Consider the following 26,212-nt stretch of genomic DNA (forward strand, 5'->3'; position numbering starts at 1 on the left):
GCCGTCGCGGGGGTCGACCTACCCAGGTGATCGCGCTGGCACTTGCCGGAGGCGAGTGCTAACCCGAATCTAGGTCTCCGATTAGCACTCGGTCAACTCGAGTGCCAACACGCGCCCCAGGTCGCGTGCCCCACGTGCCCCAGGTCGCGTGCCCCACGTGCCCCAGGACGGCTTCGCTCGCCGTGCACGGGGGCTGCGCACGGCCCCCGGATGCCCTGCGCAAGGATGACCGGATGGACCTTGCGGTGCTGGAGCGGCTCGTCTCCGGCGAGGGGTGGGGACTGCTGGAGTCACTTCCACCGTATGACGAGTCGTCGGCCATGTCGCTCGGGGAGCGTCTGCGCGAGGCCGGCTTCGACGCCGACCTGGTGGCCGGTGCGCTCACCCAGTCGAGGCTGCGGGCGCGCGGGCGGGACAAGTTCGGGGACTTCGCCGCGGGCATGCTGTTCACGGCGGACGGTCTGGAGCAGGCCACCCGGCTCGACGTGGCGGCGCGCCACGCCGAACGGTTCCGTCGGGCCGGGGTGCGTCACGTCTGGGACCTCGGCTGTGGCATCGGCTCGGACGCGATGGCGTTCGCCGGGCTCGACCTGCGGGTCAGCGCGGTCGACTCGGACCCGGCGACCGCGCTCGTGGCCGGGGTCAACCTGCGGCACTGGCCCTCGGCGTCGACGCTGGTCGGGTCCGTGGAGCAGACCCGGCTCCCCGCCGGCGAGGGTGCCCGCCACGCAGGGGCCTGGCTCGACCCGGCACGCCGCCTACCCGGCGTCGCCGACGGGATGGGGCGCACCAGGAGGGTCTTCCGGCTCGACGCGATCTCGCCGAGCTGGGCCACGGTGCAGCAGGTCGCGGCGTCCCTGCCGGCCGTGGGCGCGAAGCTCAGCCCGGCCTTCCCGCACGCCTCGGTGCCCGCCGGCTGTGAGGCCCAGTGGACGTCATACCGGGGTGAGGTGGTGGAGTGCGTCGTCTGGTGGGGTGCGTTGGTGCGCCGTTCGGGCCGCAGCGCGCAGGTCATCGGCTCAGACGGACGCGCAGCAACGGTGACCGAGGCCGACGTCACCGCCGAGATCCCGCCGTTGCCGGGTCTCGACGCGCTCGGACACGTGCTCTACGAGCCGGACAGGGCCGTGATCCGAGCCGGTCTGACCGGTGCGGTCAGCGCGGAGGTTGACGGCGCCGAGCTCGACCCGGGCGTCGGTTACGTCACGTCCGAGCGGACCCGCGAGCTGCCCTTCGCGCGCCGCTTCGTCGTCGAGGACGCGATGCCGTGGGGGGTCAAGCGGCTTCGCGCCCATCTGCGCGACCGGGGCGTCGGGCGAGTGACCATCAAGAAGCGGGGCGTCACGGTCGACGCCGACCAGCTGCGCCGGCAGCTGCACCTGAGCGGTGACCGAGAGGCAACCCTCGTCATCACCCGCGTCGCCGGTCGCCAGGTCGTCCTCGTCGTCCGCCCGAGCTGATCCGGCAGTCCACCATCCCGGTCAGGACGCGAGCTCGGGGTCGGGCTGGGCGCCCATCCGGGCCACCGCCGCCGAGCCGGCCCGCACGGCGACGGTCAGGGCCTCGGCGCGATCCGCTCCGCGCGCCAGGGCCGCAGCGAGCGCACCGCAGAACGCGTCACCGGCACCGGTGGTGTCCACCACCTCGGCCACCGGGGGACCAGCCGCGGTCTCGCCGTCCCACACCGCGCCCGCCGCGCCGCGGGTCACCACCAGCGACGCAGGGTGCGCGCCACCCGCGCGCAGCAACGCGGCCTCGGGCTCGTTGACGACCACCGGGTCGGCGAGGGCGACCACGGGAGCCGGCAGCTGGGCATACGGCGCGAGGTTCAGCACCACCCGCGCGCCGGCCGCCACGGCCCGGCGGACGGCCTCGTCCACGACCCGCAGGGGGACCTCGAGCTGCAGCAGCACGACGTCGCGGCGTGACAGCCGGTCCAGGGGCGCGAGGTCCCCGGACGACAGCCCGCCGTTGGCGCCCGGCACCACGATGATCGCGTTCTCGCCCATCGCGTCGACGACGACGTGCGCCGTGCCGGTCGGAACCCCGGGCAGGGACCGCACCCCGGACACCTCGACGCCGAGGGCCGACAACCGGGCGCGGTAGGCGTCACCGTCGGCGTCGCGGCCGACGCAGCCGATCATCGCGACCTCCGCCCCCGCCTCACGGGCCGCCACGGCCTGGTTGGCGCCCTTGCCTCCGGCGAAGGTCCCGCCAGCCTCGCCCAAAACCGTCTCCCCCGGCCCGGGGTGCCGGTCCACGCGCGTCACCCGGTCGACGTTCAGCGATCCCACCACCACGACCCGGCCCATCCGCGCTCCCTCTTCGACTGTGCGGTCACTGTGGCACAGCTCGGGCACCGAGCACCGAGCACCGAGCACCGAGCACCGAGCACCGAGCACCGAGCACCGAGCGTTGGGCTACTGCTCCGCGACGCGGTGCTCCCCCGCCACGGTGGACAGCCACAGGTCGGCGTAACGCCCGCCGTCGACCTCGAGCGCGACCTCGACGACCGCCGGCGCGACCCCGTGCGGGTCGTGGGACAGATCTCCGGCCCAGTCCCTGCGGTCCACGACGGTACGACCTCGCGACCACGTGCCGGTCAGCTCGACGCGCACCGGCAGCCTCCGGGTCGACAGTCCTTCGGGGTCGATCACGGCGCAGACCGCGCCGGCGTCCCCGATCGTCGCGTCGGCGGCCTGGAAACGGGCACAGCTGAACTCGAGCAGCCTCCCCGCCAGCTCGACCGGTCCACGACCGCCGACGGCCACGAGCTCACGCGCCCGGTCCAGGCCGACTCGCACGTCGTAGAACACATCGAGGCCGTACATCCGCACCGGCACCCCGAGCTCGGCCGCGCTCTCCAGCACTATCGCGGCCGCCTCGGGGTCGTGCCAGACGTTGAACTCCGCGGACGCGGTGGCGTTGCCGGTCTGCGCGGCACCGCCCATGAAGACGATCTCGGCCAGACCCGCCGCCGCGTCCGGCCAGGTCCGCATCAGGAGCGCGATGTTCGTGAGTGGTCCCAACGGCAGCAACGTGATTCGTTGCGACGGGTCACGGGCTGCCGCCTCCCGCAACAGATCTCGCAACAGCTCCACGGCGTGTCGAGGGTCCGGCGGCACGTCGGGCCGCACCCAGCCCAGGTCCGCCATCCCGTCGCGGCCGTGGACGTGCCGTGCCTCCTGCGGCGGCTCCAGCAGGGGCCGCTCCGCACCACGGGCCACCGGAATGTCGGGTCGTCCGCAGGTGTGCAGCACCAGGGCCGTGTTGCTCACCACGTCGTCCACGGATGCGTTGCCTCCGACGCAGGTCACCGCTCTCAGGTCCAGCGCAGGGTGGCGTGCCGCGAGCAGCAGTGCCATCGCGTCGTCCACGCCGGTGTCCACGTCGAGGACTACCGGCCGCACCATCACGCCTGCACCATCACGACGGGACCGCCACACCGGACCGTCACGCCTGGACCACGGTCACCGGCATCGAGGAGTCGGCCGGCAGGTCGAGCCGGGAGGCAGACCGTCCGCGGCTGACCATCTGCGCGCCGAGCGACGCGACCATGGCACCGTTGTCGGTGCACAGACCCGGTCGCGGCACGCGCAGGCGGATCCCCGCGGCCTCGCAGCGCTCCAGAGCCATCGCCCGCAACCGCGAGTTGGCGGCCACGCCACCGCCAACCATGAGGTCGTCGACCCCGTTCTCCCGACAGGCCAGCACCGCCTTGCGGGTGAGCACGTCGACCACGGCCTCCTGGAAGCTCGCGGCCACGTCGGCGATGGGCACCGGTTCACCGCTCTCCTCCCGCGCCCGCACCCACCGCGCGACCGCGGTCTTGAGCCCCGAGAAGGAGAAGTCGAAACGGTGGCGTTCCATGTCGCGACCCGAGGTGAGACCTCGCGGAAAGTCAATGGTCACCGAACCGCCTTCTCGTGCCAGGCGATCCACGTGCGGGCCACCGGGGAAGGGCAGCCCCAGCACGCGCGCGACCTTGTCGAACGCCTCGCCCGCTGCGTCGTCGAGGGTGCTGCCGAGAGAACGCACGTCGCGGGTCACGTCCGGCACGAGCAGCAGGCTGGAGTGGCCGCCGGAGACCAGCAGGGCCATCGCCGGCTCGGGCAGCGGCCCGTGCTCGACGACGTCGACCGCCACGTGGGCGGCGAGGTGGTTGACGCCGTAGAGCGGGGTGCCGAGTGCCACGGCCAGCGACTTGGCCGACGCCACTCCCACCAGCAGCGCCCCCGCCAGGCCCGGACCGGACGTCACGGCGAGGGCATCGAGGTCCTCGAGCCGGACTCGCGCCTCCCGGCAGGCTCGTTCGATGGTGGGGACCATCGCCTCCAGGTGCGCCCTGCTGGCGACCTCGGGCACGACCCCGCCGAACCGCGCGTGCTGCTCGACGCTGCTGGCCACGGCGTCGACGAGCAGCCTCTCGCCGCGCACGATGCCGACACCCGTCTCGTCGCACGAGGTCTCGATCCCGAGGACCAGCGGCTCGTCACTCATGCCTGTTCTCCTTGGTCGCGGCTGCGTTCTCGGTCGCGGCTCCCGGCGTCGCCGCTCCGCGCTCGAGGTCTACGCGCATGACGAGGGCGTCGACGTCGTCGGGCTGGTAGTAGCGGCGTCGGGTCCGCACGAGCCCGAAGCCCATTCGCTCGTAGAGCCGCTGCGCCGGCAGGTTGTCGGCGCGCACCTCCAGCATGAGGTGCCGGGCGCCGCGCTCCCTCGCCTCGGCCATCAGGTGCCGCACGACCCTGGTCCCGGTCCCGCGGCCCTGCTGTCCGGGCGCCACTGCGACCGTCATGATGTCCGCCACCTCACCCCCGTGGTCGAGACCGCCGTAGGCCGTGATGACGTCGCCCGTGGCGAGCGCCGTGTAGGAGCGGCGTGGTCGCTGCGCCAGCTCCGCCCACCAGGTCGGCTCGGACCACGCCTCCGCGCCGAACAGCGACCGTTCCAGCTCGGCCAGGGCCGGGATGTCCTGCCAGCGCACCTCGCGCAGCGTCACGACGAGGCCGCACTGGTCTTGGAGACCGGCTGGGCGTCGGGACGCCGCAGGTAGAGCGGCTCCGGCTCGAGCAGCTCACCACCGGAGCGCATTCGCTGCACCGCGAGCTCGGCCAGCGCCGCGGCCGACACGTCGAGCGGCGGCAAGTGCGCACCGAACGCCTCCGGATAAAGCACGGGTCCGCGCCCGACACACGACCGTTCGCGCACCCACTGCGGCAGGTCACCGGGCCGGGTCACCGCCGGGTCGTCGCGGCGTTCGACGCCGACCGGAGTCACGTCATACTCCGCCCAGTAGACCTCCTTGCGGCGGGCGTCCGTCGCGACCAGGAAGGGACTCGGCGGCGGCTCCTCGGAGCGGCTGGCGGCGTGCGCCAGGGCGTCGAGGCTGCAAACGCCGCGCACCGGGATGGCGCGCGCCAGGCCGAAGACCCGGGCCGTCACGATGCCGACGCGCAGGCCGGTGAACGGTCCCGGCCCGACGCCGCAGCAGACCTCGGTCACCTCCGTGGTGACCCGACCCGACCGCTCGAGCACCTCCGCGATCGCCGGCGCGAGCAGCTCGCCGTGGCCGCGCACGTTCAGCGTGGTCGACTCGGCCAGGGCCCGCTCCCCGTCGTGGAGGGCGACCGTGACGGCCGAGGTCGCGGTGTCGATGGCGAGGAGGAGCACGGGATCAGGTTAACGACACGAGTTCGGCCAGCTGCTCCCGTGCCTGCGACGACGACCACCGGGGCCCGCGGGCCGCCAGCCGCAGCGACCGCCGGCTCAGGCCGCTGAGCGTGATCGACAGCAGGTCCGGGCTGAGGTCCTCCGCGAGGCCCTCACCCCACTCGACGACGGTGACCGCGGCGTCGATCGCGGTGTCGAGGTCGAGGTCGTCGAGCTCCTCGGCGCCGCCGAGCCGGTAGGCGTCGACATGCACGAGCTCCGGACCACCCACGAGTGAGGGGTGCACCCGCGCGATCACGAAGGTCGGCGAGGTGATCGGTCCGCGCACCCCCAGGCCCTCTCCGATGCCCTGGGTGAGCGTGGTCTTCCCGGCCCCCAGCTCACCGGTGAGCAGGACCAGGTCACCAGCCCGCAGCAGGCGTCCCAGCCGCACGCCCCAGTCACGGGTGTCCTCAGCGGTCTCGAGGACGAGCTCGCCGACGACGGGCATCCCTTCGTCAACCGGCCCCGCGCCGGCCGCCGACTCAGCCACGGCTGCTTCCCGGCCGACCGCTCGGGTTTCCACGGCCACCACGGCCCCTCCGGCCAGCACGTTCGCCGGTGGCCCCGTGGCCCACCTGCCGTGCCCGACCGCGCTGGACGTCGGGGACGCGCCGCACGCTGCGCGACGCCCGCCGGTCGCGGCGCCGCTTGGCCAGGTCGGTGATGGTGCTGCGGACACGCGGTGCCGGCGTGCCGTCGCGCGGCCCTGCCTGCCCACGTCGCGCCCGCTCGAGCAGCTCCAGGAGCTGCTCGTTCACCAGCTCGGGGTGCTCGAGCATCACGATGTGCCCGGCGTCGTTGAGCACGACGTGCTCGGCGCCCGGCACCAGCCGCACGATCTCCTCGCTGTGCTCCGGAGGCGTGAGCAGGTCTCCGGATCCGTTCAGCACCAGCACTTCCGTGCCGTGGAACTGTGCGAGCGCCTCGCGCTTGTCGTGGCCCTCCAGCGACGGCATGAACGCCGCGATCACGTCCATGCTCGTGCCGAAGATCATGTCGGCGGTCAACCGCACGACCGCCAGCGGCACTGGGGACGCGAACGAGTACCGGTTGACGAAGAACTCCTCGACGTCCCGGCCCGCCCGTCGGGCCGAGTCGATCAGGGCCTGTCGCGACGACAGCCGGTCGACGGCCTGCGGCCCGACCCGGTGGATGACCTTGCCGAGAAGCTTGCCGAGTCCCCAGGACACGTCGGCAAGTCCGCCGGGGCTGGTGGCGATGAAGGCGGCGCCCACGCAGCGCTTGCGGATGAGCTCGTGGTGGTCCACGGCCAGGGCCATCATCGTCATCCCTCCCATCGAGTGCCCCACCAGCACGATCGGCCCCTCCGGCACGGCCTCCTCGATCACCCGGGCGAGGTCGCGACCGAGCTGGTCCACGTCGTATGACGTCCGCTCACCGGTCCCGGACCTCCCGTGCCCGCGCTGGTCCCACAGGACCACGGGGTAGCCGGCCGCGCGGAGCGCCCGCCGCTGGAACACCCAGCTGCGCAGGTTGAGCGTGTAACCGTGGCTGAACACGACGGTCGGCACGGCGTCGTCCGGTCCGGCGCCCGCGGGCCGATCCTGTGGGCGGTCGATCTCGACGTGCAGCGGCACGCCGTCGTCGGCCATCACGACGCGTTCCTCGTCGGGCACGTCGTCATACTCCTGCGCTGTCCCCAGGGCGATGGCGGTGCCACGGGCGCGCAGCAGCCGGTCGGCAGCGACGCCCACGGCCGCGGCACCGGCCGCGGTGGCCACCCCGACCCCCAAGCCGATAAGGGACCTGCGCTGGCCGTCACTCACCCGTGGCTCCCACGTGGATCCGAGGCACGCGCGCCCCGACCCGCGTGACGATCTCGTAGGCGATGGTGTCGGTGGCGCGCGCCCAGTCCTCCGCCGTCGGCTCGCCGTGGGTGCCGGTGCCGAAGAGGACGGCCTCGTCCCCGGCACCCGCCACCAGGTCCGGCCCGACGTCGACGACGAACTGGTCCATGCAGACCCGTCCGGCGATGGTGTGGCGCCGGCCGCCGATGCTCACCGGCCCGACGTTGGTGGCGTTGCGCGGAATGCCGTCGGCATAGCCCATCGGGACCAGCGCCAGGGTGGTCTCCGTCGGCGTGACGTACTGGTGGCCGTAGCTCACTCCCTGGCCCTGCGGCACCCGCTTCACCAGTGACAGCCCGGCGGTCAGCGTCATCGCCGGTGTGAGCCCGAAGGACGCGGCGTCACCGATGTCGGGCACCGGGGAGAGGCCGTAGACGGCGATGCCCGGTCGGACCAGGTCGTAGGTGGCGCCGGGGTTGGTCAGCAACGCGGCCGAGTTGGCCAGGTGGCGCACCTCCAACCGACAGCCGGCACGCTCGGCCAGCGCCACCGCCTCCTCGAAGGCCTCTTGCTGCCGGTGGACGCTCGGGTGGGCCGGCGCGTCGGCATAGGCGAAGTGCGACCAGACGCCGACGACCCGCAGGACCTCCTCGGCCTCCAGCTTCCGTGCCGCGGCCACGAGCGCCGGCCAGTCCTCGCCATAGGCACCGTTGCGCGCCAGGCCCGTGTCGACGCACAGGTGCACGCGGGCCGGGCGGCCGGTGTCTCGGGCGGCCTCGGCGATGGCCTCCAGTGCCCACGGCGCAGCGGCGGACAGGTCGATGTCGGCGGCGACGGCGGCCCGGAAGTCGCTGCTCGGCACGTGCAGCCAGGTCAGGAGGCGCGTGGTGATGCCGGCCGCGCGCAGCTGCAGCGCCTCGCCGAGCTGGGCCACGCCCAGCCAGCTCGCACCCCCGCGCAACGCGGCGGTCGCACAGGGCAGGAGCCCGTGTCCGTAGGCGTCCGCCTTGACCACGGCCATGACCTGGGCGCTGCCGGCGCGCCGCCTCAACTCGGTCACGTTGGCGCTGACGGCGGCCAGGTCGACCGTCGCCCGGGCCGTCGCCGCGTGCACGGCGATCGCCGGGGACGACTGTGCTGACGCGGTGCTCATGGCGCCAGTCTGTCAGCCCCGAGTCCGCGCTGCTGGCACCGGGGACTCCGTGTCGACCGGCTCGGGCCCGGCGGTGTCCTGCTCGATCTGCAGCATCTGCCATGACGCAGAACGGACAGGAAGAGCCTCGGGTGCCTAGACTCCGGCCCATGAGCCCCGAGCGGACCGGCTCGACCGGGACCCCCGCGCCGGGGCACGCGCGTCCGGCCGACCTGGCACCGTTCCCGCTCGACGACCTCGCTGCGGTCGGGGGGCTGCGTGAGCGCAAGAAGCAGGCCACTCGGCACGCCCTGCAGTCGGCCGGGCTCTCGTTGGTCGACGAGCGGGGTCTCGAGCGCGTGACCGTGCAGGAGATCGCCGAGGCGGCGGACGTGTCACCGCGCACCTTCTTCAACTACTTCCCCACCAAGGAGGCCGTCCTCGTCGGCAGCGATCCGACCGGCCCGCAGCGGCTCGCCGAGAGGTTCCTCGCCCGCCCCGACGCCGAGCCGCCCCTGGTCGCCCTGCGCGCGGTCTTCCTCGCCCAGGCCGAGGCCATCGCCGAGAGCCAGCCGCTGTGGCAGCTGCGCCAGCGGGTGGTTCAGCGCAACCCGTCGCTGTGGCCGGCGCTGGTCGGGGCGAGCGCCGACACCGAGCGCCTTCTCGCCGAGGCGGTCGCCGAGCGCACCCGGGCGGCCGCGGACGACCCCTACCCGGCGCTGGTGGCGGCCGTGGCGGCAGCGGCCATGCGCACCTCCATGCAGCACTGTGCCGCAACGGGATTCGCCAAGCCGGTCGCCGAGCTCGCGGAGTCGGCCTTCGACGCGCTCATCGCCGGGCTCCCTCCTCCGGGGGACTGAGGGGCGTCGTCGGCCGGCCTGGCACCGGTCGCACCGCGCAACCAGCGCGGCGCGACCGCCAGCCGATCGGAGCCGTCAGCGCCGCAGCAGGTCCGCCACGACAGCGGGTATGGCGTGTGCCACGCCCGTGGCGCGGACCGGTCCTCCCGGACGGGCCGCCGCCCCCGCCAGCCCGTGCACCAGGGCGGCAAGAGATCCCGTGTCCAGCAGGTCGAGGCCGGATGCGAGGAGGGTCCCGGCGAGCCCGGCCAGGACGTCACCGGCCCCCGCGGTCGCCAGCCAGGGCGGGGCGTCGCACTGCGACCGCACCGGGAGCCCTGAGGACGTCGGCGGCACCACCAGGGTGGTCGATCCCTTCAGCAGCACGGTCGCGCCGGTGCGGTCGGCCACCTGACGGGCATACCGCAGCGGCGCGGCGGCCACCTCCTCCCGGCTCACCTCGCCCTGGTCACCGAGGCGGCTGACGAGGCGAGCGAGCTCGCCCGCGTGCGGCGTGAGCAGTGCGGGGGACGGCAGCGGCAGGTCTGCCTCCTCGAACAGGTCGAGGCCCCCCGCGTCGACGAGGCAGGGACGGCCCGAGGCCAGCGCCCACCGGGCCGCCCGCACCTGCGCCTGGCCGTCGTCCGAGTCGTCTCCCGCCTCGAGACCGGGCCCGACGACCCACGCCTGCACCCGGCCCTCGCCGAAGACCGCCTCTGGCACAGCGGCCCGCAGCAGCGCCGTCGGGGTCGGCGGCCCGACGTAGCGCACCATCCCGGCGCCCGCCTCGACCGCAGCGGTCACGCACATGACCGGCGCGCCGGTGTAGCCCTCTCCCCCGGCCACGACGCCGAGGACGCCGCGGGAGTACTTGTCGTCGGCCGGCCCCGGCACCGGCCACAGGTCCGCCACGTCGTCGGTGGTCAGCCGCTGCACGGCAGGTGTGGGCGCGACCGCGGCGAGGGCGGCGTCCAGGCCGATGTCGATGACAGTGAGCCGGCCCACGGCGGGCTCGGTGGCCGGCAGCAGGTGCACCGGCTTGGCCACCCCCAAGGTCACCGTCTCGTCGGCGAACACCGCGTTGGTCGCGCTCTGCTCCCCCGCCGGGTCGGCTCCGCTCGGCAGGTCGACCGCGAGCACGTAGGCCGTGTCGGGGATCGCCTCGACCAGCTGCTCGGCAGGGTCACGCAGGCCCGGCCGCCCGCCGATCCCAAGGATCCCGTCGATCACCAGGTCGGCCTCTCCCATCGCCTCGACCGGACCCCGTCGGGAGAGTATGACGTCCACGCCGGCCGAGCGCGCGGCCTCCAGTCCCGCCTCGTGCGCCTTCTCACCGACCAGCACGACCCGGACCTCGAAGTCGGCGGCCAGCCGCGCGGCGGCGTAGAGCGCGTCGCCACCGTTGTCTCCCGAGCCGACCAGCGCCACGACCCGGGAGCCGCCGCGCTCCCCGAGCCGGGCCGCTGCGACCGACGCCACACCCTCTGCGGCGCGCTGCATGAGGGTGCCCTCGGGCAGGTGACCCATGGCCTCGGCCTCGATCGCGCGGACGTCGGACACGGCATACGCCTCGATCATGGTGGATCTCCTCCGCTGCTGGTCTTTGCGTCGTCGCCGATCAGCCCTCGGCGACCACCACGGCCGACGAGATCCCCGCGTCGTGGGACAGCGAGACGTGCAGTTCGTGCACGCCCAGGTCGGCGGCCCGCGCCTCCACCGTCCCGCGGATCCGCAGCCGGGGTCGTCCGTGCTCGGCGCGGACCACCGTGGCGTCCAGCCAGGACAGACCGACGGGGGCGCCGAGCGCCTTGGCGAGTGCCTCCTTGGCCGCGAACCGGGCGGCGAGCGACGCCAACGGCAGGTCGCGCTCGTCGGGGGTGAAGAGCCGGTCGCGCAGACGCGGCGTGCGCTCGAGCGTGCGGCCGAAGCGCGCGACGTCCACGACGTCGATCCCCACCCCGACGATCACGCGCGCCTCACTCGACCGTGACCGACTTGGCGAGGTTCCTCGGCTGGTCCACGTCCAGGCCCTTGGCGGTGGCCAGCTCGAGGGCGAAGACCTGCAGCGGCACGGTCGTGAGCAGCGGCGCGAGCAGGGGTGGCGTGGCGGGGACCCGGATCACCTCGTCGGCGAAGGGTACGACCGCCTCGTCACCCTCCTCGGCTATCACCAGCGTGCGGGCCCCGCGGGCGCGGATCTCCTGGATGTTGGAGACCACCTTGCCGTGCAGTCCGTGTTCGCTGTCGGGCGTCGGGACGATGACGAACACCGGCTGCCCCGGCTCGATGAGGGCGATCGGGCCGTGCTTGAGCTCCCCCGCCGCGAAACCCTCGGCGTGGATGTAGGCGAGCTCCTTGAGCTTGAGCGCGCCCTCCATGGCCACCGGGAAGCCGACGTGCCGGCCGAGGAAGAGCACGGCCCGGGTGTCGGCCATGAACCGGGCGATCTCGCGGACCCGGTCCATCGAGTCGATGACGGTCTGGATCTTGTCCGGGACCTGCTGCAGCTCCTTCATCACCGCCGGCGCCTGGTCGGCGAACACGCCACCCCGCAGCTGCGCGAGGTAGAGCCCGAGGATGTAGCAGGCCGTGATCTGCGCGAGGAACGCCTTGGTCGAGGCGACGGCGATCTCGGGGCCCGCGTGGGTGTAGAGGACGGCGTCGGACTCGCGCGGGATGGTCGCACCGTGGGTGTTGCAGATCGACAAGGTGCGTGCGCCGAGGTCGTGGGCGTGCTTGACGGCCATCAGCGTGTCCATCGTCTCGCCCGACTGGGAGATCGAGACCACGAGGGTGTTGCCGTCGACGACCGGGTCGCGGTAGCGGAACTCGTGGGCCAGCTCCACCTCGCAGGGGATGCGGGTCCAGCGTTCGATGGCGTACTTGGCGACCATCCCGGCATACGACGCGGTGCCGCAGGCCACGATGACGACCTTGTCGACCGCCCGCAGGTCGTCCTCGGAGATGCGCAGCTCGTCCATGACGAGGTGGCCGTCCTCGTCGGTGCGGCCGAGCAGGGTGTCGGCGACGGCGTGCGGCTGGTCGTGGATCTCCTTCTCCATGAAGGTGTCGAAGCCGCCCTTCTCCGCGGCGGCAGCGTCCCAGTCGACGTGGTAGGGCTTGCCCGCCGCGGGCCGGCCGTCGAAGCCCACGACCGACACGCGCTCGGGCGTGATGGTGACGATCTGGTCCTGCTCCAGCTCGAGCGCCTCCCGGGTCGAGCCGATGAAGGCGGCCACGTCGGAGCCGAGGAAGTTCTCGCCCTCGCCGAGCCCCACGACCAGCGGGCTGTTGCGGCGCGCGCCGACGACCACGCCCGGCTGGTCGGCGTGCACGGCGAGCAGCGTGAAGGCGCCCTCGAGCACCTGCACCACCTGGCGCATCGCCTCGGTGAGGTCGTGCGTGGTCGCGTAGGCCCGTGCGACCAGGTGAGCGGCGACCTCGGTGTCGGTCTCGCTCTCGAAGACGACCCCGTCCTCGAGCAGCTCGGCGCGCAGCGCGTGGAAGTTCTCGATGATGCCGTTGTGGATCAGCACGAGCTTGCCGTCGGTGCCGCCGCGGTGCGGGTGGGCGTTCTGGTCGGTGGGACCGCCGTGGGTGGCCCAGCGGGTGTGGCCGATCCCGGTGCCTGACGCCGGCAGCGGGCTGTCGCCCAGGGCCGCGGTGAGGTTGGCGAGCTTGCCGGCCCGCTTGCGGGTCTCGACGTGGTCGCCGGCGAGCACCGCCACCCCGGCGGAGTCGTAGCCCCGGTACTCCAGGCGGGACAGGCCCTCCATCACCACGTCCAGGGCCTTGCCGCCGTTGTCCGGGCCCACATAGCCCACGATTCCGCACATGGGCTGCAGCCTAATGGGCGGACCGCGCCCCCGGTCTCCCCGACCTTGCGCGACAATGGCGCGCGTGTCGTCGTCCCAGGGGAGCAGCCTCCCGTCGCCGTACGTCGAGCTCGACCGTGCGGCCTGGGCCCGGCTGCGCAACCAGCACCCGCTGAGCCTCAGCGCGGAGGACGTCGCCCGTCTGCGCGGACTCGGTGACCGGCTCGACCTCGCCGAGGTGGAACAGGTCTACCTGCCGCTGTCCCGGCTGCTGAACTTCTACGTCGGCGCAACGGCTGGCCTGCACCGGATCACCACAGACTTCCTGGGGGAACGCCCCGAGCGCACCCCCTTCGTCATCGGGGTGGCCGGGTCGGTGGCCGTGGGCAAGTCCACGACGGCCCGCATCCTGCGCGAGCTGCTCGCCCGGTGGCCCGACACACCGCGCGTCGAGCTCGTGACGACCGACGGCTTCCTTTATCCCAACGCCGAGCTCGAACGGCGCGGGCTGTTGCACCGCAAGGGATTTCCCGAGTCCTACGATCGCCGCGCGCTCCTGCGGTTCGTCGCCGAGGTCAAGTCCGGCAAGGAGGAGGTGCAGGCGCCCGTCTACTCGCACCTGACCTACGACATCGTCCCCGACCAGTGCATCACGGTGACCCATCCGGACGTCCTGATCGTCGAGGGGCTCAACGTGCTGCAACCGCCGCACCCCCGCTCCGACGGCACCACCGGGCTCGCGGTGAGCGACTTCTTCGACTTCTCGGTCTACGTCGACGCGCACGTGCAGGACATCAAAGGCTGGTATGTCGACCGGTTCCTGCGACTGCGCGAGACCGCCTTCGCCGACCCCCAGTCCTACTTCCACCGGTATGCCGACCTGTCCGACGGGCAGGCCCGCCTCACCGCCGAGGGCATCTGGGACAACATCAACGCCCCCAACCTGACCGAGAACGTGCGACCCACGCGCAGCCGCGCGACCCTGGTGCTGTCGAAGGTGGCCGACCACAGCGTGCGGCGGGTCCGCCTGCGCAAGCTCTGACACGGCATACGGGCCGGGGTCGCCGCGGCGGCGGGTGGACAATGGGGCCATGAGCGAGGGCAGCACGGAGGGCAAGGACGCCGGGCAGACCCGGACCGAGCACGACTCGATGGGCGAGGTGGAGGTCCCCGCAGACGCCCTGTGGGGCGCGCAGACCGCGCGAGCGGTGGAGAACTTCCCGATCTCGGGCCAGGGGGTGCCGCCGGCGATCATCCACGCGCTCGCCGCGGTCAAGGCGGAGGCTGCGCGGGTCAACGCCGACCTCGGCCGGGTGGACGGGGCCGTCGCTGCCGCCATCGCTGCCGCGGCGGACGAGGTCGCAGACGGACAGCACGACGGTCACTTCCCGATCGACGTCTTCCAGACCGGTTCGGGCACGTCCACCAACATGAACGTCAACGAGGTGGTCGCCCGGTTGGCGCACCTGGCCACCGGTCTGTCGGTGCATCCGAACGACGACGTCAACTCCGGACAGTCCAGCAACGACACCTTCCCGACCGCGTTGCGCCTCGCGGCGGTGATTACCGCCGCACAGTCGCTTCTCCCGGCGCTCGAACACCTGCAGGGCGCGCTCGAGCGCAAGGCCGAGGAGTTCGCGCTCGTCGTGAAGTCGGGGCGCACCCACCTGATGGATGCCGTGCCGGTGACCCTGGGGCAGGAGTTCCGGGGTTTCGCCCGGCAGGTCGCGCTCGGTCGGGAGCGGGTGCAGCGCGCCGCCGACGAGGCGGCTGAGCTGCCCCTGGGTGGCACCGCGGCCGGCACGGGGCTCAACGCGCCGGAAGGCTTCGCCGCTCAGGTGATTGCCCGTCTTGCGGAGCGCACCGGCCTCGACCTGCGCGAGGCGGTCGACCACTTCGAGGCGCAGTCGGCCCAGGACGCCCTGGTGTCCCTCTCCGGTGCGGCCAAGGTCGTGGCGGTCAGCCTGACCAAGATCTGCAACGACCTGCGCTGGATGGGCTCCGGCCCGCGGGCCGGCCTCGGCGAGATCCACCTGCCCGACCTGCAACCCGGCTCGAGCATCATGCCTGGCAAGGTCAACCCGGTCCTCCCCGAGGCGACCGTGATGGTGTGTGCCCAGGTGATCGGCAACGACACCGCGATCACCGTGGCCGGGGCGAGCGGCAACTTCGAGCTCAACGTCATGTTGCCGGTGATCGGCCGCAACCTGCTCGACTCGCTGACCCTGCTCTCGACCGTGTGTCCGCTACTGGCCGACCGGTGCATCGACGGCATCACCGCCGACGAGCAGCGCTGCCTCGACTTCGCCCAGGGCTCACCCTCGATCGTGACCCCGCTGAACCGCTACATCGGCTACGAGGCGGCAGCCGCCGTGGTCAAGCAGGCGCTCGCGGAGCGTCGTCCGATCCGCGACGTGGTCATCGACCGCGGACACGTGAAGTCGGGTGACCTCACCGAGGAACAGCTCGACCAAGCACTCGACGTGCTCGCGATGACCGGCGTGCAGCCCGCCCGAGACTGAGCGGAGCGACCCTGCCGCGGAGGAGCTGCGGCCGGAAGTCAGTACCAGCCGGTCGCCTGGGAGTGGCTCCAGGCGCCGCAGGGGCTGCCGTAGGAGCCGCGGATGTAGCCCAGCCCCCAGCGGATCTGGGTCGCCGGGTTGGTCTGCCAGTCGGCACCGGCCGAGGCCATCTTGCTGCCGGGCAGGGCCTGCGGGATGCCGTAGGCGCCCGACGACGGGTTGGACGCGTAGTGGTCCCAGCCGCTCTCGCGGGCCCACAGGGCGTCGAGGCAGCTGAACTGGTCGCTCCAGCCGTAGGCGGCGAGCATCGACCGGGCGATGTCACGGGGGCTGCCGCTGTAGCTCGGGGCGGTGCGCTCGGAGCTGCGGGACGCGGCCTCCTCCTGGCGCTGCTTCTCCAGAGCCGCCTTGCGCTCCGCAGCCTGCTCGGCGCGCGCCTTCTCAGCGGCACGCTGCTCGGCCGCCCTCTTCTCGGCGGCTCGCTTGGCTGCGGCCTTCTTGGCGGCGGCACGCTTCTCGGCAGCCGCCTTGCGGGCAGCGGCCTTCTTGGCCTCCGCCTTGCGCTCGGCCTCGGCGCGGTCGGCAGCCTCCTTGGCCGCGGCGGCGTGGGCGCGGTCGCGAGCGAGCTCACCGGAGCGCTGGTACTCGGCGAACCTCGCCGCCTCCTGCTGCTGGTAGGTCAGCTGGTCGGCCGCGGCGGTGGTCTGGCCCGTGTCCACCTGGGCGCCGACAGCGGCATACCCGGCAGCGGACGCCGCGAGCGCGGAGACGACGAAGGTCGCGGCGACGGCCGGGCGACGCAGCGCCTTGACGGGTCGCAGCAGAGAGGCGCCGGCACGGTGCCTGGCGGGAGTGCGCTGGACGCGCTGGATCTTCTGGGGCATGCGGGGTAGGTCCTCCAAGGAACAGGCCGCCCCGATGGGGACGGCCTGTGTGGTGCACGATCAAAAACTGTGCGTTATCAATTCGAGATCTGGCCCAGTCACCGTGCCAGAATCGACCGACATCGCAAAATCGGCTCCCCGCCCGTCCGTGCTCAGCGCGGCCGGTGGCTGTGACCAGTGCCTCATCCGGCGACCACCTTCGCAGCACGGCGCGGCCCCCCGCAGATCTTGTCCACACCCCTCCCCTGCCTCTCGTGGGACGGGCCCGGCGGACCTGCGCGCCGGGACGGGGCGGTCAGCTCTCGGCGCCCTCCTCGAGCAGGTCGGTCACCAGTGCGGCGATCGGGCTGCGCTCGCTGCGGTGCAAGGTGACGTGCGAGAAGAGGGGGTGGCCCTTGAGCTTCTCGATGACCGCGGCGACGCCGTCGTGGCGGCCGACCCGGAGGTTGTCGCGCTGCGCGACGTCGTGGGTGAGCACCACGCGGGAGTTCTGCCCGATCCGCGACAGCACGGTGAGCAGCACGTTGCGCTCCAGCGACTGGGCCTCGTCCACGATCACGAAGGCGTCGTGCAGCGAACGACCGCGGATGTGCGTCAGCGGCAGGACCTCGAGCAGCTCACGGTCGACGATCTCCTCGACCACCTCGCGGGAGACCACTGCGCCGAGCGTGTCGAAGACGGCCTGGCCCCAGGGCCCCATCTTCTCGTTCTCGGTGCCGGGCAGGTAGCCCAGCTCCTGTCCCCCGACGGCGAACAGGGGGCGGAAGACGACCACGCGGCGGTGCTGGCGGCGCTCCATGACCGCCTCGAGACCGGCGCACAGGGCGAGGGCGCTCTTGCCGGTGCCGGCTCGTCCGCCGAGGCTGACGATGCCCACGTCGGGGTCGAGCAACACGTCGAGGGCGATCCGCTGCTCGGCGCTGCGGCCGTGCAGCCCGAACGCGTCGCGGTCTCCCCGCACGAGCCGCACCGACTTGTCGGCCACCACCCGACCGAGGCCGCTGCCGCCCGGACCGAGCAGGACCAGGCCGGTGTGGCACGGGAGCTCGCGGGCCTCCTCGAGCTCGAGCCGGCCGTCGGCGAAGAGCGTGTCCAGCTGCTCGGTGCTGACCTCGAGCTCGGCCATGCCCGTCCACCCGCTGTCGACGGCCAGCTCGGCGCGGTACTCCTGCGCGTCCAGCCCCACCGCCGAGGCCTTGACCCGCATCGGCATGTCCTTGCTGACGAGCGTGACCTCGGCACCTTCATCGGCCAGGTTGCGCGCCACCGCGAGGATGCGGGTGTCGTTGTCCCCCAGGCGGAATCCCGACGGCAGCGACGACGCGTCGGTGTGGTTGAGCTCGACCCGCAACGTCCCGCCGTCGGTGCCGATCGGCACGGGAGCATCGAGCCGGCCGTGCTCGACGCGCAACCCGTCCAGCAGCCGCAGCGCCTGCCGGGCGAAGTAGCCCAGCTCTGGGTGGTGCCGCTTGGCCTCGAGCTCGGTCACGACCACGACGGGCAGCACGACCTCATGTTCGGCGAAGCGGACCATGGCACGGGGATCGGACAGCAGCACGGAGGTGTCGAGGACGTAGGTCTTGCCCGACGAGGTCGGGCTCACGGGCGCGCTGGCGGACGAACGGCGGGGCGAAGTCATATGAGGCTCCTCGTCGCAGCGCACGGTGCGTTACGACTTCTCGCGGACCGGATGCCGGAACCGGGCCCGCACCTGACGGCGGGACCGGGACCGGCCCTCCGTCCGGAGCTGCGTTCGCTCCATGAGGCGGGCCTCCCGGACGCGGGACGGGTGCCTCGCGTCAAACCCACGGTATGCCGGGTGCCCGCCTTCGCGCTGCATTTGCCCCGGCGCGTCCGATCAGATGGAGCCCGAGCGCCAGGCAGCGCGTCGAGGAGCCGCCGCGGGGAGAACGACCGGAGCCGGCGCTGGGGACCTCGCGCCCGAGGTCAGCCTCCGTAGCGACGTTCGCGCTCGGCATACGCACGCAGAGCACGCAGGAAGTCCACGCGCCGGAAGTCCGGCCAGAAGGCCTCACAGAAGTAGAACTCGCTGTGGGCGCTCTGCCAGAGCAGGAAGCCCCCCAGCCGCTGCTCGCCGGAGGTGCGGATGACCAGGTCGGGATCGGGCTGTCCCTTGGTGTAGAGGTGCTCGGCGATGTGCTCGACGTCGAGGTCCTCGGCGAGCTCCTCGATGGTGGTGCCGCGCGCGGCGTGCTCCTGGAGCATCGACCGGACCGCGTCGGTGATCTCGCGCCGGCCACCGTAACCGACGGCCACGTTGACGAGCAGCCCGTCGATCCCGCTGGTGGCGTCGGCGGCCTCCTTGAGCCGCAGGGCGGTCTGGGTGGGGAGCAGGTCGAGGGCGCCGACCGGGTGCAGTCGCCAGCGGCCGTCGGCGGCGAGGCCACCCACCGTCGACTCGATGATGGCCAGCAGCGGGGTGAGCTCGGTCGCCGGGCGGGTCAGGTTGTCGGTGGACAGCAGCCACAGCGTGACCACCTCGACGCCTGCGTCCTCGCACCACTCGAGCAGCGGCGAGATGTTGTCGGCGCCGGCCTGGTGGCCGTCCTGGGTGGTGCCACCGTTGGCGCGGGCCCACCGGCGGTTGCCGTCGAGCATGACACCGACGTGGCGCGGGAGGCGGTCCTGCGGCAGCTTGGCCGCGAGCTGTCGCTCGTAGGGCGCGTACAGGAGCTTGCTCCACCGCGGCATCCTCGGCATCCGGATCTCCTCGTCGACCAGCCTGTCTCCCCGGGGGTCAGGGTACTCCGCGGGGGTGGGAAATCGCCGCAGGCCGGGATTCGTCGGACCTACTCTTGGGTAACTTACGAGTCCGTAGGTTACGCTGGGCCCATGAGCAGCCAGCCGACGACGCCCGACGCCCCGCGCTCGGAACGCCTCGACGCCGTCGTGGCGGCGGTCAAGCCCCGGCTGCGAGGGTGGATCCACGCCGGCACGTTCCCCCTGGCGCTCGCGGCCGGCATCGTGCTGGTCTGCCTGGCACCCACCACCAAGTCGAGGATCGCCGCAGCGGTGTTCGGCCTCACCGCTGCGATGCTCTTCGGGACCTCCGCGGTCTACCACCGAGGCACGTGGTCTCCCCGGTTGCAGGGACTGTTGAAGCGGTTGGACCACTCCAACATCTTCCTGATCATCGCGGGCACCTACACCCCCTTCGCGCTGCTCCTGCTGCCCGCCCACGACGCCAAGGAGCTGCTGCTCATCGTCTGGTCCGGAGCCGTCGCGGGGGTGCTCTTCCGGGTGTTCTGGGTGGGCGCTCCACGCTGGCTCTACACGCCGATCTACGTCGCGCTCGGCTGGGTGGCCATCTTCTACTTCGGCCCGTTCCTCCAGCACGGCGGCGTCGCGCTGGTGACCCTGATCGCGGTCGGTGGTTTCCTCTACACCCTCGGCGCCATCGTCTACGGCACCAAGAAGCCCGACCCGTCACCGCGCTGGTTCGGCTTCCACGAGATCTTCCACGCCTTCACCGTCGCCGCGTTCGCCGCGCACTACATCGCGGTGTCTATGGCGATCTACGGCGCCTGAGAGTCGTCCCCGCGTCCGTCGCCGGGCCGCTTCGGTGGTCTTGGCGTGCCGTCGGTCCCGTCGCCGGGCGGCTCCGTTCCCCGACCCGGCCGGGGGTCGGTGCCACCGGGCCCGCCGTCGGGATTCGCTGACCTCTCGCGCTCGGCTGCCGCCCGCTCCGCCTCCAGCCGTGCCTCCTCGCGGTAGCGCACCCGCCGGATCCGGGCAAACATGTTGCGCATCAACAACCAGAGCGCGATCGCGAGGAAGAAGAAGACGAGAAAACCGCCGATCCCGGCGGTGACGCTGACGTCCTCGTCGGCGGCCAACGCGATCACGAGCGCTCCCCGGTGCCGTCGAAGGCCAGCTCCAGGCCACCCCGGCGCGCGAGGGCGTCGGCCTCGTCGAGGCTCGGGATGCCCGCGAACAGGTCGTCCTCGATCGGTTCGACCGGGACGTAGGACAGCGCGGCCTCGTAGTCCTCGGTGGGCCACAGCCGCTGCTGCATGTCCAGCGGCACCCGGAACCACGACCCACCCGGGTCCACCTGGGTCGCGTGTGCCAGCAGGGCCGCGTCCCGCTGCGGGAAGTAGTCGGCGCACGGCACCCTCGTGGTGATGGTGCGCTCGCCCCGCTCCTCCCAGCGCTTCATCCACTCGGTGTAGGGAGACTCCATGCCGGCTGCCTCCATCGCCTCGTGGAACGTCTGGATCCGGCCCTTGGACAGCGTCTGGTTGTAGTACAGCTTCAGCGGCTGCCACGCGTCACCGGCGTGCGGGTATGCCGACCCGTCACCCGCCGACCGGAAGGCCGACATGGACACGGTGTGGCACATCACGTGGTCCGGGTGCGGGTAGCCGCCATTCTCGTCATACGTCGTCATCACGTGCGGACGGAACTCGCGGATGACGCGCACCAGCGCCTCCGTCGTCACCTCGAGGGGCTCCAGAGCGAAGCAGCCTTCGGGCAGCGGCGGCAGCGGATCGCCTTCTGGCAGACCGGAGTCGACGAAACCCAGCCAGGTGTGCCGCACCCCCAGGATCGCCTGCGCCTTGGCCATCTCCTGGCGGCGCACCTCCGGCATGTTGCGCAGGATCTGGGGATCGTCCTTGAGCCCGGGGTTGAGCACGTCGCCGCGCTCGCCGCCGGTACACGACACCACGAGCACGTCGACACCGTCCGCGACGTACTTCGCCATCGTCGCCGCCCCCTTGCTCGACTCGTCGTCGGGGTGCGCGTGCACCGCCATGAGCCGTCGCCGTTCGACCACCTGCACACCTCTACCGTGGGATAACTGACAATGGGTTGGCGCCCATCATCGCACCCGCGCCCCGGCGCCTCACGCACCCCACGAAGGAAGGTCGGCCCCGTGCCTGCAGAGACGTCCACGAGCGCCGACCCCAGCCAGCGCAAGTGGTGGTTCATCGCGGCCGTCGGCATCTCGATCGGGGTGGCGATCGCGATCTGGTTCGGCGTCTCGGCGAGCACCGGCCGACCGCTGTGGACCGACGTGGGATACCAGGTCAGGAACGACCAGGTGGTCCGGGTGACCTACGACCTGACCCGTCCCGTTGGCCGCGAGGTGGTGTGCACGGTTCGGGCCCTGGACGTCCACCACGGCACCGCGGGCAGCATCACGGTCACCGTGCCGCCGGCGCAGCAGAAGACCACCCGCGAGACCACCCTGGTGCAGACCACACACCGGGCGGTCACCGGCCTGGTGGACACATGTGTCTTTCCCGGGCAGGAGGGCTCGTAACCACTTCGTCACCTGATGTTTGGACGCATTCTTGCTATCCTGATGACTTCACCACGTGGGTCTGGGCCCGATGATCGGCAACGATCAGGGTCCGGACCTTCTTGTTTGGCTCCTCGCCGTTCCTCGGTGCTGCCCGGAGCCGGACGACCCGGAACAAGGAGTGTCAAGTGACCGACAGCGCGACCACGGCCAGCTACCTGACCCAGGAGGCGTACAACCGCCTCAAGGCTGAGCTCGACCGCCTCTCCGGCGAGGGACGCACCGAGATCGCCCAGAAGATCGAGGTGGCCCGCGACGAGGGAGACCTCAAGGAGAACGGCGGCTACCACGCAGCCAAGGAGGAGCAGGGCAAGATGGAGGCCCGCATCCGCCAGCTGACCCAGCTGCTCGACAACGCCACGGTGGGCCAGGCGCCCCCGGACGACGGCGTCGTCGAGCCGGGCATGGTCGTCACCGTCGACCTCGACGGCGAGGAGCTCACCTTCCTGCTCGGCAACCGCGAGATCGCCGACGGCAGCGACCAGGTCGACGTCTACAGCGAGAAGTCCCCACTGGGCATGGCGATCATGGACAAGAAGGTCGGCCAGACGACGTCGTTCTCGGCGCCGAACGGCAAGGACCTCGAGGTCAAGGTCCTCGCCGCCAAGCCCTACGCGGGCTGAGCCGCCTCGCCGCGCGCACCGTGGTGCGCGCGGCGTCGGCCGGTCAGCGGCTGGCCGAGCGGCGGTACTGCCAGTTGGCCAACGGCACGAACACGATCAGCACCGCCACCGCCCAGATGAGGGTGTAGAGGGCCGGGTGCTGCAGGGCCCACGAGGCGGGGTCGACCGCGGTGGGGTCGGGGTTGGGGTTGCCGAACAGGTTGCGTGCGGCCTGGGTGACCGCCGAGACCGGGTTCCACGCCGCGAAGGTCTGCAGGGGTCCGGGGAGCGTGCCCAGGGGCACGAAGGTGTTGGCCACGAAGGTCATCGGGAAGATCACGATGAACGCCGCGTTGTTGACCACCTCGGGACTGGGCACGAGCATCCCGATCCAGGCCATCACCCACGAGATGGCGTAGGCGAAGACCAGCAGCACGAGGTAACCGCCGACGGCATCGAGGAACGACGTGCGGATGCGCCACCCCACCAGCAGGCCGGTCAGCGACATGACGACCAGGACGATGACGTTGTTGAGGACGTCGGAGAAGGTGCGTCCGGCCAGCACCGCCGACTGCGCCATCGGCAGCGACCGGAACCGGTCGATGATCCCCTTCTTGACGTCCTCGGCCAGGCCCGCGCCGGTGATCGTCGCACCGAAGATCACGGTCTGGGCGAAGATCCCTGCCACGAGGAACTCGCGGTAGCCCGCCCCGCCGCCGGATCGGTCGATGGCGCCGCCGAAGACATAGGCGAACAGCAGCACGAACATGATCGGCTGCAAGGTGGTGAAGACCAGCAGGTCGGGCACCCGCTTGATCCGGATCAGGTTGCGCTTGGCGACGACCAGCGCATCACTGATCGCGTAGGCGAGGCTCATCAGATCTCCTTCCTGGCCATCACGTGCTCCCCCGCGCGGCGCTGCCGGCCGTCGGTCTGGTGCTCCGGGTGGCCCCCGCGGGCACGTTGACCCGCCCCATCCGTGCCCGGGTCACCCGCACCACTGCCGGAGCTGTCCGTCCCACCGCCGCGGCTGCCGCCACGGCTGTCATCGGCCTGGTGGCCGGCCCGCTCCGCGCTCGCCCCGTGGCCGGTCAGCGACAGGAAGGCGTCATCCAGGGTCGGCCGCCGGATGCCGATGTCCTGGACCTCGATACCGGCCGCGTCGAGCCGGCGGACCGCCTCGATCAGCCCCGCCGTGCCACGGTCGCTGGGCAGGGTGATCCGCCGCACGTGCTCGTCGACCTCGGCGACCCCACCGGGACGGCTGTCCTCGAGCAGGACGCGGGCCTCGACGAGTCGAGCCTGGTCGGCGATGACCACCTCGAGACGCTCACCACCGACCTGCGCCTTGAGCTGGTCCGCGGTGCCCTCGGCGATCACCTTGCCGTGGTCGACCACGATGATGTTGTCAGCGAGGCGGTCGGCCTCCTCGAGGTACTGCGTCGTGAGCAGCAGCGAGGTGCCGCCCTCGACCAGGGTGGTGATCACGTCCCACATGTCGCCGCGACTGCGCGGGTCGAGCCCGGTGGTGGGCTCGTCGAGGAAGAGCACCGGCGGCCGCGCGACGAGCGCTCCGGCGAGGTCGAGCCTGCGCCGCATGCCGCCCGAGTAGGTCTTCGAGGGCCGGTCGCCGGCGTCGCTCAGGTCGAACTGCTCCAGCAGCTCCCGCGCCCGCGCTCGTGACGCACGACGGCCGAGGTGGTAGAGCCGGCCGATCATGTCGAGGTTCTCGAAGCCGGTGAGGTGCTCGTCGACGGCGGCGTACTGGCCCGAGACGCCGAGGCTGTCGCGGGCCCTGGCGGGGTCGGCCAGGACGTCGATACCGGCCACCTCGGCCCGCCCGGCGTCAGGGCGCAGCAGCGTGGTCAGCACCCGCACCGCGGTCGTCTTGCCGGCACCGTTGGGTCCGAGGACCCCGAGCACGGTGCCCTCGGGCACGGCCAGGTCGAGCTGGTCGAGGGCTCGCACCGTTCCGTAGTGCTTGACCAGTCCTTCGGCGACCACGGCATACGTCATGGGTCGAGCCTGTCATCCGGCCCAGACATGCGGCGACTGGTTTGTTGCGGGCAGGGGGTTTCGTCCATGTGGGGTCAGACCGGCGCGTCGCCCGGGACTCATCGCCCCCTCGTGCGGATCTTCGCGACGTTCGGGTCACGCGCCGCGGCGAACGGCAACAGTGATCGGTGCGGCGAAGGCGCCTGCGGCGCGAAACGGTATGCCGTGAGGCCACCTGGCGACCCCGGCTCACCTGCGGTCAGTCGAAGATCGGCTCGTAGCCCCGCTCGCGCATCGCCGCGACCACCGCCTCCTTGTGCGGCGCGCCCTTGGTCTCGACCTGCAGCCCGATCTCGACCTCGTCGACCCGCAACGACGTCCCGGTGCGCACGTGCTCGACCTCCAGCACGTTGGCGTCGGCGCCCGCGAGCGTCTCGAGCAGGCCTGCCAGTGATCCCGGGCTGTCCGGCACCCGCACCCGAAACTGCAGGTAGCGCCCGGCAGCGGACAGCCCGTGCCGGATGATCCGCAGCAGAAGGAGCGGGTCGATGTTGCCGCCCGACAGCACGGCGACGATCGGCCCGTCATACGCGCCCTCTCCGGCCTCGAGCAGGCGCGCGACGGCCGCCCCACCGGCAGGCTCGGAGACCAGCTTGGCGCGTTCGAGCAGGAACAGCAGCGAGCGGGACAGGGTCTCCTCGCTCACGGTCTCGATCTGGTCGACCAGCTCGGAGACGATCGCGTAGGGCACCTCGCCGGGACACCCCACGGCGATGCCGTCGGCCATCGTGCTCATCTTGCCGAAGGGCACCGGGTGACCGGCCCGCAGCGAGAGCGGGTAGGCCGCGGCCTTCTCGGCCTGCACCCCCACCACGCGCACGTCGGGGCGCTGGTTCTTGACCGCGGTGGCGATCCCGGCGAGCAGGCCGCCTCCCCCGGTGCTGACCACGATGGTCTTGACGTCCGGGCACTGCTCGAGGATCTCCAGTCCGCAGGTGCCTGCCCCGGCGACGATGTCCTGGTGGTCGAAGGGGTGGATCAGGACCGCGCCGGTCTCCTGCTCGAACTCCTTGGCGCGCACCAGGCAGTCGTCGATGGTCTCGCCCAGCTGCTCCACGGTCGCCCCGTAGCCGCGGGTCGCGAGAAGCTTGGGGATCGGCGCGCCCAGGGGCATGAAGACGGTGGCCCGGATGTCGAGCAGCTGGGCGGCGAGCGCGACGCCCTGCGCGTGGTTGCCGGCGCTGGCGCAGACCACACCGCGCTCCTTCTCCTCGTCGGAGAGCCGGCTCATCCGGGTGTAGGCGCCACGGATCTTGAACGAGCCCGCGCGCTGGAGGTTCTCGCACTTGAGCCACGTGTCGACCCCGGTCCGACTGCTCAGCGCGCGACTGAACTCCAGCGGGGTGGCCTCGACCGTCCCGCTGAGCAGCTCGCGCGCGGCGAGGACGTCGTCGAGGGAAACGGGCAGCGTCGTGGAGGCCATGACGGCAGCGTATCGACGTGCTCGGGCGCCGTCGCGCCGGACGGGCCCGACGAGGCGCACGCCTGACGGCGAGCGGCACAGGCAGGGGTGT

Annotated in this window: 26 protein-coding genes; 7 read left to right on the plus strand and 19 right to left on the minus strand. The window is 72.1% G+C overall.

Annotated elements, in window-relative coordinates; genetic code table 11:
- Nucleotides 1-233 precede the first annotated feature (233 nt).
- A complete protein-coding gene (locus FCN22_RS01865) occupies nucleotides 234-1,460 on the plus strand; it encodes a class I SAM-dependent methyltransferase (protein ID WP_137119841.1) in 1,227 nt (408 codons plus the stop codon).
- Between the two features lie 21 nt (nucleotides 1,461-1,481).
- Here the strand turns inward: FCN22_RS01865 and FCN22_RS01870 are convergent, their stop codons facing one another.
- From FCN22_RS01870 to alr, 8 genes are all read right to left on the minus strand, one after another.
- Nucleotides 1,482-2,312: a ribokinase gene (locus FCN22_RS01870; RefSeq protein ID WP_137119842.1), complete on the minus strand. Its 831-nt coding sequence runs from the start codon at nucleotides 2,310-2,312 to the stop codon at nucleotides 1,482-1,484.
- A 108-nt stretch (nucleotides 2,313-2,420) separates the two neighbouring features.
- Nucleotides 2,421-3,413 (minus strand): nucleoside hydrolase, encoded by a 993-nt coding sequence (locus tag FCN22_RS01875; protein WP_137119843.1) that lies wholly within the window; start codon nucleotides 3,411-3,413, stop codon nucleotides 2,421-2,423.
- 40 nt (nucleotides 3,414-3,453) lie between these two features.
- Nucleotides 3,454-4,500: a tRNA (adenosine(37)-N6)-threonylcarbamoyltransferase complex transferase subunit TsaD gene (gene tsaD / locus FCN22_RS01880; RefSeq protein WP_137119844.1), complete on the minus strand. Its 1,047-nt coding sequence runs from the start codon at nucleotides 4,498-4,500 to the stop codon at nucleotides 3,454-3,456.
- The gene (gene rimI, locus FCN22_RS01885) at nucleotides 4,493-5,002 is read right to left on the minus strand and encodes a ribosomal protein S18-alanine N-acetyltransferase (protein WP_238384454.1); all 510 of its coding nucleotides are present in this window, start codon (nucleotides 5,000-5,002) and stop codon (nucleotides 4,493-4,495) included. Before rimI ends, tsaD begins: the two co-directional genes overlap by 8 nt.
- On the minus strand, nucleotides 4,999-5,673 hold the full coding sequence (gene tsaB, locus FCN22_RS01890) for a tRNA (adenosine(37)-N6)-threonylcarbamoyltransferase complex dimerization subunit type 1 TsaB (protein ID WP_137119845.1): 675 nt from the start codon (nucleotides 5,671-5,673) through the stop codon (nucleotides 4,999-5,001). The genes rimI and tsaB overlap by 4 nt, the downstream gene beginning before the upstream one ends.
- A gap of 4 nt (nucleotides 5,674-5,677) precedes the next feature.
- Complete coding sequence (gene tsaE / locus FCN22_RS01895) at nucleotides 5,678-6,163, minus strand: tRNA (adenosine(37)-N6)-threonylcarbamoyltransferase complex ATPase subunit type 1 TsaE (protein WP_137120020.1); 486 nt, start codon at nucleotides 6,161-6,163, stop codon at nucleotides 5,678-5,680.
- Nucleotides 6,164-6,197: 34 nt separating this feature from the next.
- Nucleotides 6,198-7,502: an alpha/beta fold hydrolase gene (locus tag FCN22_RS01900; protein ID WP_137119846.1), complete on the minus strand. Its 1,305-nt coding sequence runs from the start codon at nucleotides 7,500-7,502 to the stop codon at nucleotides 6,198-6,200.
- Entirely contained in the window at nucleotides 7,495-8,676 is a 1,182-nt protein-coding gene (gene alr, locus FCN22_RS01905) for an alanine racemase (protein ID WP_137119847.1), read from the minus strand. The genes FCN22_RS01900 and alr overlap by 8 nt, the downstream gene beginning before the upstream one ends.
- A 149-nt stretch (nucleotides 8,677-8,825) precedes the next feature.
- Here alr and FCN22_RS01910 point away from each other — a divergent pair, with 149 nt between their 5' ends.
- A complete protein-coding gene (locus FCN22_RS01910; RefSeq protein ID WP_137119848.1) occupies nucleotides 8,826-9,515 on the plus strand; it encodes an acyl-CoA-like ligand-binding transcription factor in 690 nt (229 codons plus the stop codon).
- Nucleotides 9,516-9,590: 75 nt separating this feature from the next.
- Here the strand turns inward: FCN22_RS01910 and FCN22_RS01915 are convergent, their stop codons facing one another.
- The 3 genes from FCN22_RS01915 to glmS are packed head-to-tail and all read right to left on the minus strand — an operon-like array spanning nucleotide 9,591 to nucleotide 13,330.
- Nucleotides 9,591-11,072 (minus strand): NAD(P)H-hydrate epimerase, encoded by a 1,482-nt coding sequence (locus FCN22_RS01915; protein WP_137119849.1) that lies wholly within the window; start codon nucleotides 11,070-11,072, stop codon nucleotides 9,591-9,593.
- Nucleotides 11,073-11,112: 40 nt separating this feature from the next.
- Entirely contained in the window at nucleotides 11,113-11,463 is a 351-nt protein-coding gene (locus FCN22_RS01920) for a holo-ACP synthase (protein ID WP_137119850.1), read from the minus strand.
- 7 nt (nucleotides 11,464-11,470) lie between these two features.
- Nucleotides 11,471-13,330 carry a glutamine--fructose-6-phosphate transaminase (isomerizing) gene (glmS, locus tag FCN22_RS01925; RefSeq protein ID WP_137119851.1) on the minus strand — a complete coding sequence of 620 codons (1,860 nt, stop codon included), beginning with the start codon at nucleotides 13,328-13,330 and terminating at the stop codon, nucleotides 11,471-11,473.
- 55 nt (nucleotides 13,331-13,385) lie between these two features.
- On the opposite strand from glmS, the gene coaA reads away from it, so the two are divergent.
- Nucleotides 13,386-14,351, plus strand: coding sequence for a type I pantothenate kinase (gene coaA, locus FCN22_RS01930; protein WP_137119852.1), 966 nt, complete (start codon nucleotides 13,386-13,388; stop codon nucleotides 14,349-14,351).
- Between the two features lie 49 nt (nucleotides 14,352-14,400).
- Nucleotides 14,401-15,831 carry a class II fumarate hydratase gene (locus FCN22_RS01935; protein WP_137119853.1) on the plus strand — a complete coding sequence of 477 codons (1,431 nt, stop codon included), beginning with the start codon at nucleotides 14,401-14,403 and terminating at the stop codon, nucleotides 15,829-15,831.
- Between the two features lie 38 nt (nucleotides 15,832-15,869).
- On the opposite strand, the gene FCN22_RS21775 is transcribed toward FCN22_RS01935, so the two are convergent.
- The 3 genes from FCN22_RS21775 to FCN22_RS01950 all read right to left on the minus strand — a co-directional run bounded on the left by FCN22_RS21775 (nucleotide 15,870) and on the right by FCN22_RS01950 (nucleotide 19,427).
- Nucleotides 15,870-16,715, minus strand: a complete 846-nt coding sequence (locus FCN22_RS21775; protein ID WP_202911346.1) for an aggregation-promoting factor C-terminal-like domain-containing protein — start codon at nucleotides 16,713-16,715, stop codon at nucleotides 15,870-15,872.
- A 295-nt stretch (nucleotides 16,716-17,010) separates the two neighbouring features.
- Nucleotides 17,011-18,354 carry an RNA 5'-3' helicase PhoH2 gene (gene phoH2 / locus FCN22_RS01945; RefSeq protein ID WP_137119854.1) on the minus strand — a complete coding sequence of 448 codons (1,344 nt, stop codon included), beginning with the start codon at nucleotides 18,352-18,354 and terminating at the stop codon, nucleotides 17,011-17,013.
- Nucleotides 18,355-18,662: 308 nt separating this feature from the next.
- On the minus strand, nucleotides 18,663-19,427 hold the full coding sequence (locus FCN22_RS01950) for an isoprenyl transferase (RefSeq protein WP_137120021.1): 765 nt from the start codon (nucleotides 19,425-19,427) through the stop codon (nucleotides 18,663-18,665).
- Nucleotides 19,428-19,568: 141 nt separating this feature from the next.
- Between FCN22_RS01950 and trhA the strand changes: the two genes are divergently transcribed.
- Nucleotides 19,569-20,264 (plus strand): PAQR family membrane homeostasis protein TrhA, encoded by a 696-nt coding sequence (gene trhA / locus FCN22_RS01955; RefSeq protein ID WP_137119855.1) that lies wholly within the window; start codon nucleotides 19,569-19,571, stop codon nucleotides 20,262-20,264.
- Here trhA and FCN22_RS01960 read toward each other — a convergent pair.
- Nucleotides 20,252-20,581 (minus strand): hypothetical protein, encoded by a 330-nt coding sequence (locus FCN22_RS01960; RefSeq protein WP_137119856.1) that lies wholly within the window; start codon nucleotides 20,579-20,581, stop codon nucleotides 20,252-20,254. The two genes, trhA and FCN22_RS01960, sit on opposite strands and share 13 nt — an antisense overlap.
- Nucleotides 20,578-21,492, minus strand: a complete 915-nt coding sequence (mca, locus tag FCN22_RS01965) for a mycothiol conjugate amidase Mca (protein ID WP_137120022.1) — start codon at nucleotides 21,490-21,492, stop codon at nucleotides 20,578-20,580. The genes FCN22_RS01960 and mca overlap by 4 nt, the downstream gene beginning before the upstream one ends.
- 120 nt (nucleotides 21,493-21,612) lie before the next feature.
- On the opposite strand from mca, the gene FCN22_RS01970 reads away from it, so the two are divergent.
- Nucleotides 21,613-22,002: a DUF4307 domain-containing protein gene (locus FCN22_RS01970; RefSeq protein ID WP_162308100.1), complete on the plus strand. Its 390-nt coding sequence runs from the start codon at nucleotides 21,613-21,615 to the stop codon at nucleotides 22,000-22,002.
- A gap of 167 nt (nucleotides 22,003-22,169) precedes the next feature.
- Nucleotides 22,170-22,664: a transcription elongation factor GreA gene (gene greA / locus FCN22_RS01975; protein ID WP_137119858.1), complete on the plus strand. Its 495-nt coding sequence runs from the start codon at nucleotides 22,170-22,172 to the stop codon at nucleotides 22,662-22,664.
- A 43-nt stretch (nucleotides 22,665-22,707) separates the two neighbouring features.
- On the opposite strand, the gene FCN22_RS01980 is transcribed toward greA, so the two are convergent.
- The 3 genes from FCN22_RS01980 to ilvA all read right to left on the minus strand — a co-directional run bounded on the left by FCN22_RS01980 (nucleotide 22,708) and on the right by ilvA (nucleotide 26,121).
- Entirely contained in the window at nucleotides 22,708-23,520 is an 813-nt protein-coding gene (locus FCN22_RS01980) for an ABC transporter permease (RefSeq protein ID WP_137119859.1), read from the minus strand.
- A complete protein-coding gene (locus FCN22_RS01985) occupies nucleotides 23,520-24,659 on the minus strand; it encodes an ATP-binding cassette domain-containing protein (protein ID WP_137119860.1) in 1,140 nt (379 codons plus the stop codon). The genes FCN22_RS01980 and FCN22_RS01985 overlap by 1 nt, the downstream gene beginning before the upstream one ends.
- A 238-nt stretch (nucleotides 24,660-24,897) precedes the next feature.
- Complete coding sequence (gene ilvA, locus FCN22_RS01990) at nucleotides 24,898-26,121, minus strand: threonine ammonia-lyase (protein ID WP_202911347.1); 1,224 nt, start codon at nucleotides 26,119-26,121, stop codon at nucleotides 24,898-24,900.
- Between the last annotated feature and the right edge of the window lie 91 nt (nucleotides 26,122-26,212).

It is taken from the genome of Segeticoccus rhizosphaerae (genome assembly GCF_005222685.1).
In the GTDB taxonomy this organism is placed as follows: Bacteria; Actinomycetota; Actinomycetes; order Actinomycetales; family Dermatophilaceae; genus Segeticoccus; species Segeticoccus rhizosphaerae.

Bases quoted from the DNA above. Each gene is read 5' to 3' on its own strand.
- FCN22_RS01865 (WP_137119841.1), top strand. From the start codon at position 234: ATGGACCTTGCGGTGCTGGAGCGGCTCGTCTCCGGCGAGGGGTGGGGA.
- FCN22_RS01870 (WP_137119842.1), bottom strand. From the start codon at position 2,312: ATGGGCCGGGTCGTGGTGGTGGGATCGCTGAACGTCGACCGGGTGACG.
- FCN22_RS01875 (WP_137119843.1), bottom strand. From the start codon at position 3,413: ATGGTGCGGCCGGTAGTCCTCGACGTGGACACCGGCGTGGACGACGCG.
- tsaD (WP_137119844.1), bottom strand. From the start codon at position 4,500: ATGAGTGACGAGCCGCTGGTCCTCGGGATCGAGACCTCGTGCGACGAG.
- tsaE (WP_137120020.1), bottom strand. From the start codon at position 6,163: ATGCCCGTCGTCGGCGAGCTCGTCCTCGAGACCGCTGAGGACACCCGT.
- alr (WP_137119847.1), bottom strand. From the start codon at position 8,676: ATGAGCACCGCGTCAGCACAGTCGTCCCCGGCGATCGCCGTGCACGCG.
- FCN22_RS01910 (WP_137119848.1), top strand. From the start codon at position 8,826: ATGAGCCCCGAGCGGACCGGCTCGACCGGGACCCCCGCGCCGGGGCAC.
- FCN22_RS01915 (WP_137119849.1), bottom strand. From the start codon at position 11,072: ATGATCGAGGCGTATGCCGTGTCCGACGTCCGCGCGATCGAGGCCGAG.
- glmS (WP_137119851.1), bottom strand. From the start codon at position 13,330: ATGTGCGGAATCGTGGGCTATGTGGGCCCGGACAACGGCGGCAAGGCC.
- coaA (WP_137119852.1), top strand. From the start codon at position 13,386: ATGGCGCGCGTGTCGTCGTCCCAGGGGAGCAGCCTCCCGTCGCCGTAC.
- FCN22_RS01935 (WP_137119853.1), top strand. From the start codon at position 14,401: ATGAGCGAGGGCAGCACGGAGGGCAAGGACGCCGGGCAGACCCGGACC.
- FCN22_RS21775 (WP_202911346.1), bottom strand. From the start codon at position 16,715: ATGCCCCAGAAGATCCAGCGCGTCCAGCGCACTCCCGCCAGGCACCGT.
- phoH2 (WP_137119854.1), bottom strand. From the start codon at position 18,354: ATGACTTCGCCCCGCCGTTCGTCCGCCAGCGCGCCCGTGAGCCCGACC.
- FCN22_RS01950 (WP_137120021.1), bottom strand. From the start codon at position 19,427: ATGCCGCGGTGGAGCAAGCTCCTGTACGCGCCCTACGAGCGACAGCTC.
- trhA (WP_137119855.1), top strand. From the start codon at position 19,569: ATGAGCAGCCAGCCGACGACGCCCGACGCCCCGCGCTCGGAACGCCTC.
- mca (WP_137120022.1), bottom strand. From the start codon at position 21,492: ATGGCGGTGCACGCGCACCCCGACGACGAGTCGAGCAAGGGGGCGGCG.
- FCN22_RS01980 (WP_137119859.1), bottom strand. From the start codon at position 23,520: ATGAGCCTCGCCTACGCGATCAGTGATGCGCTGGTCGTCGCCAAGCGC.
- FCN22_RS01985 (WP_137119860.1), bottom strand. From the start codon at position 24,659: ATGACGTATGCCGTGGTCGCCGAAGGACTGGTCAAGCACTACGGAACG.
- ilvA (WP_202911347.1), bottom strand. From the start codon at position 26,121: ATGGCCTCCACGACGCTGCCCGTTTCCCTCGACGACGTCCTCGCCGCG.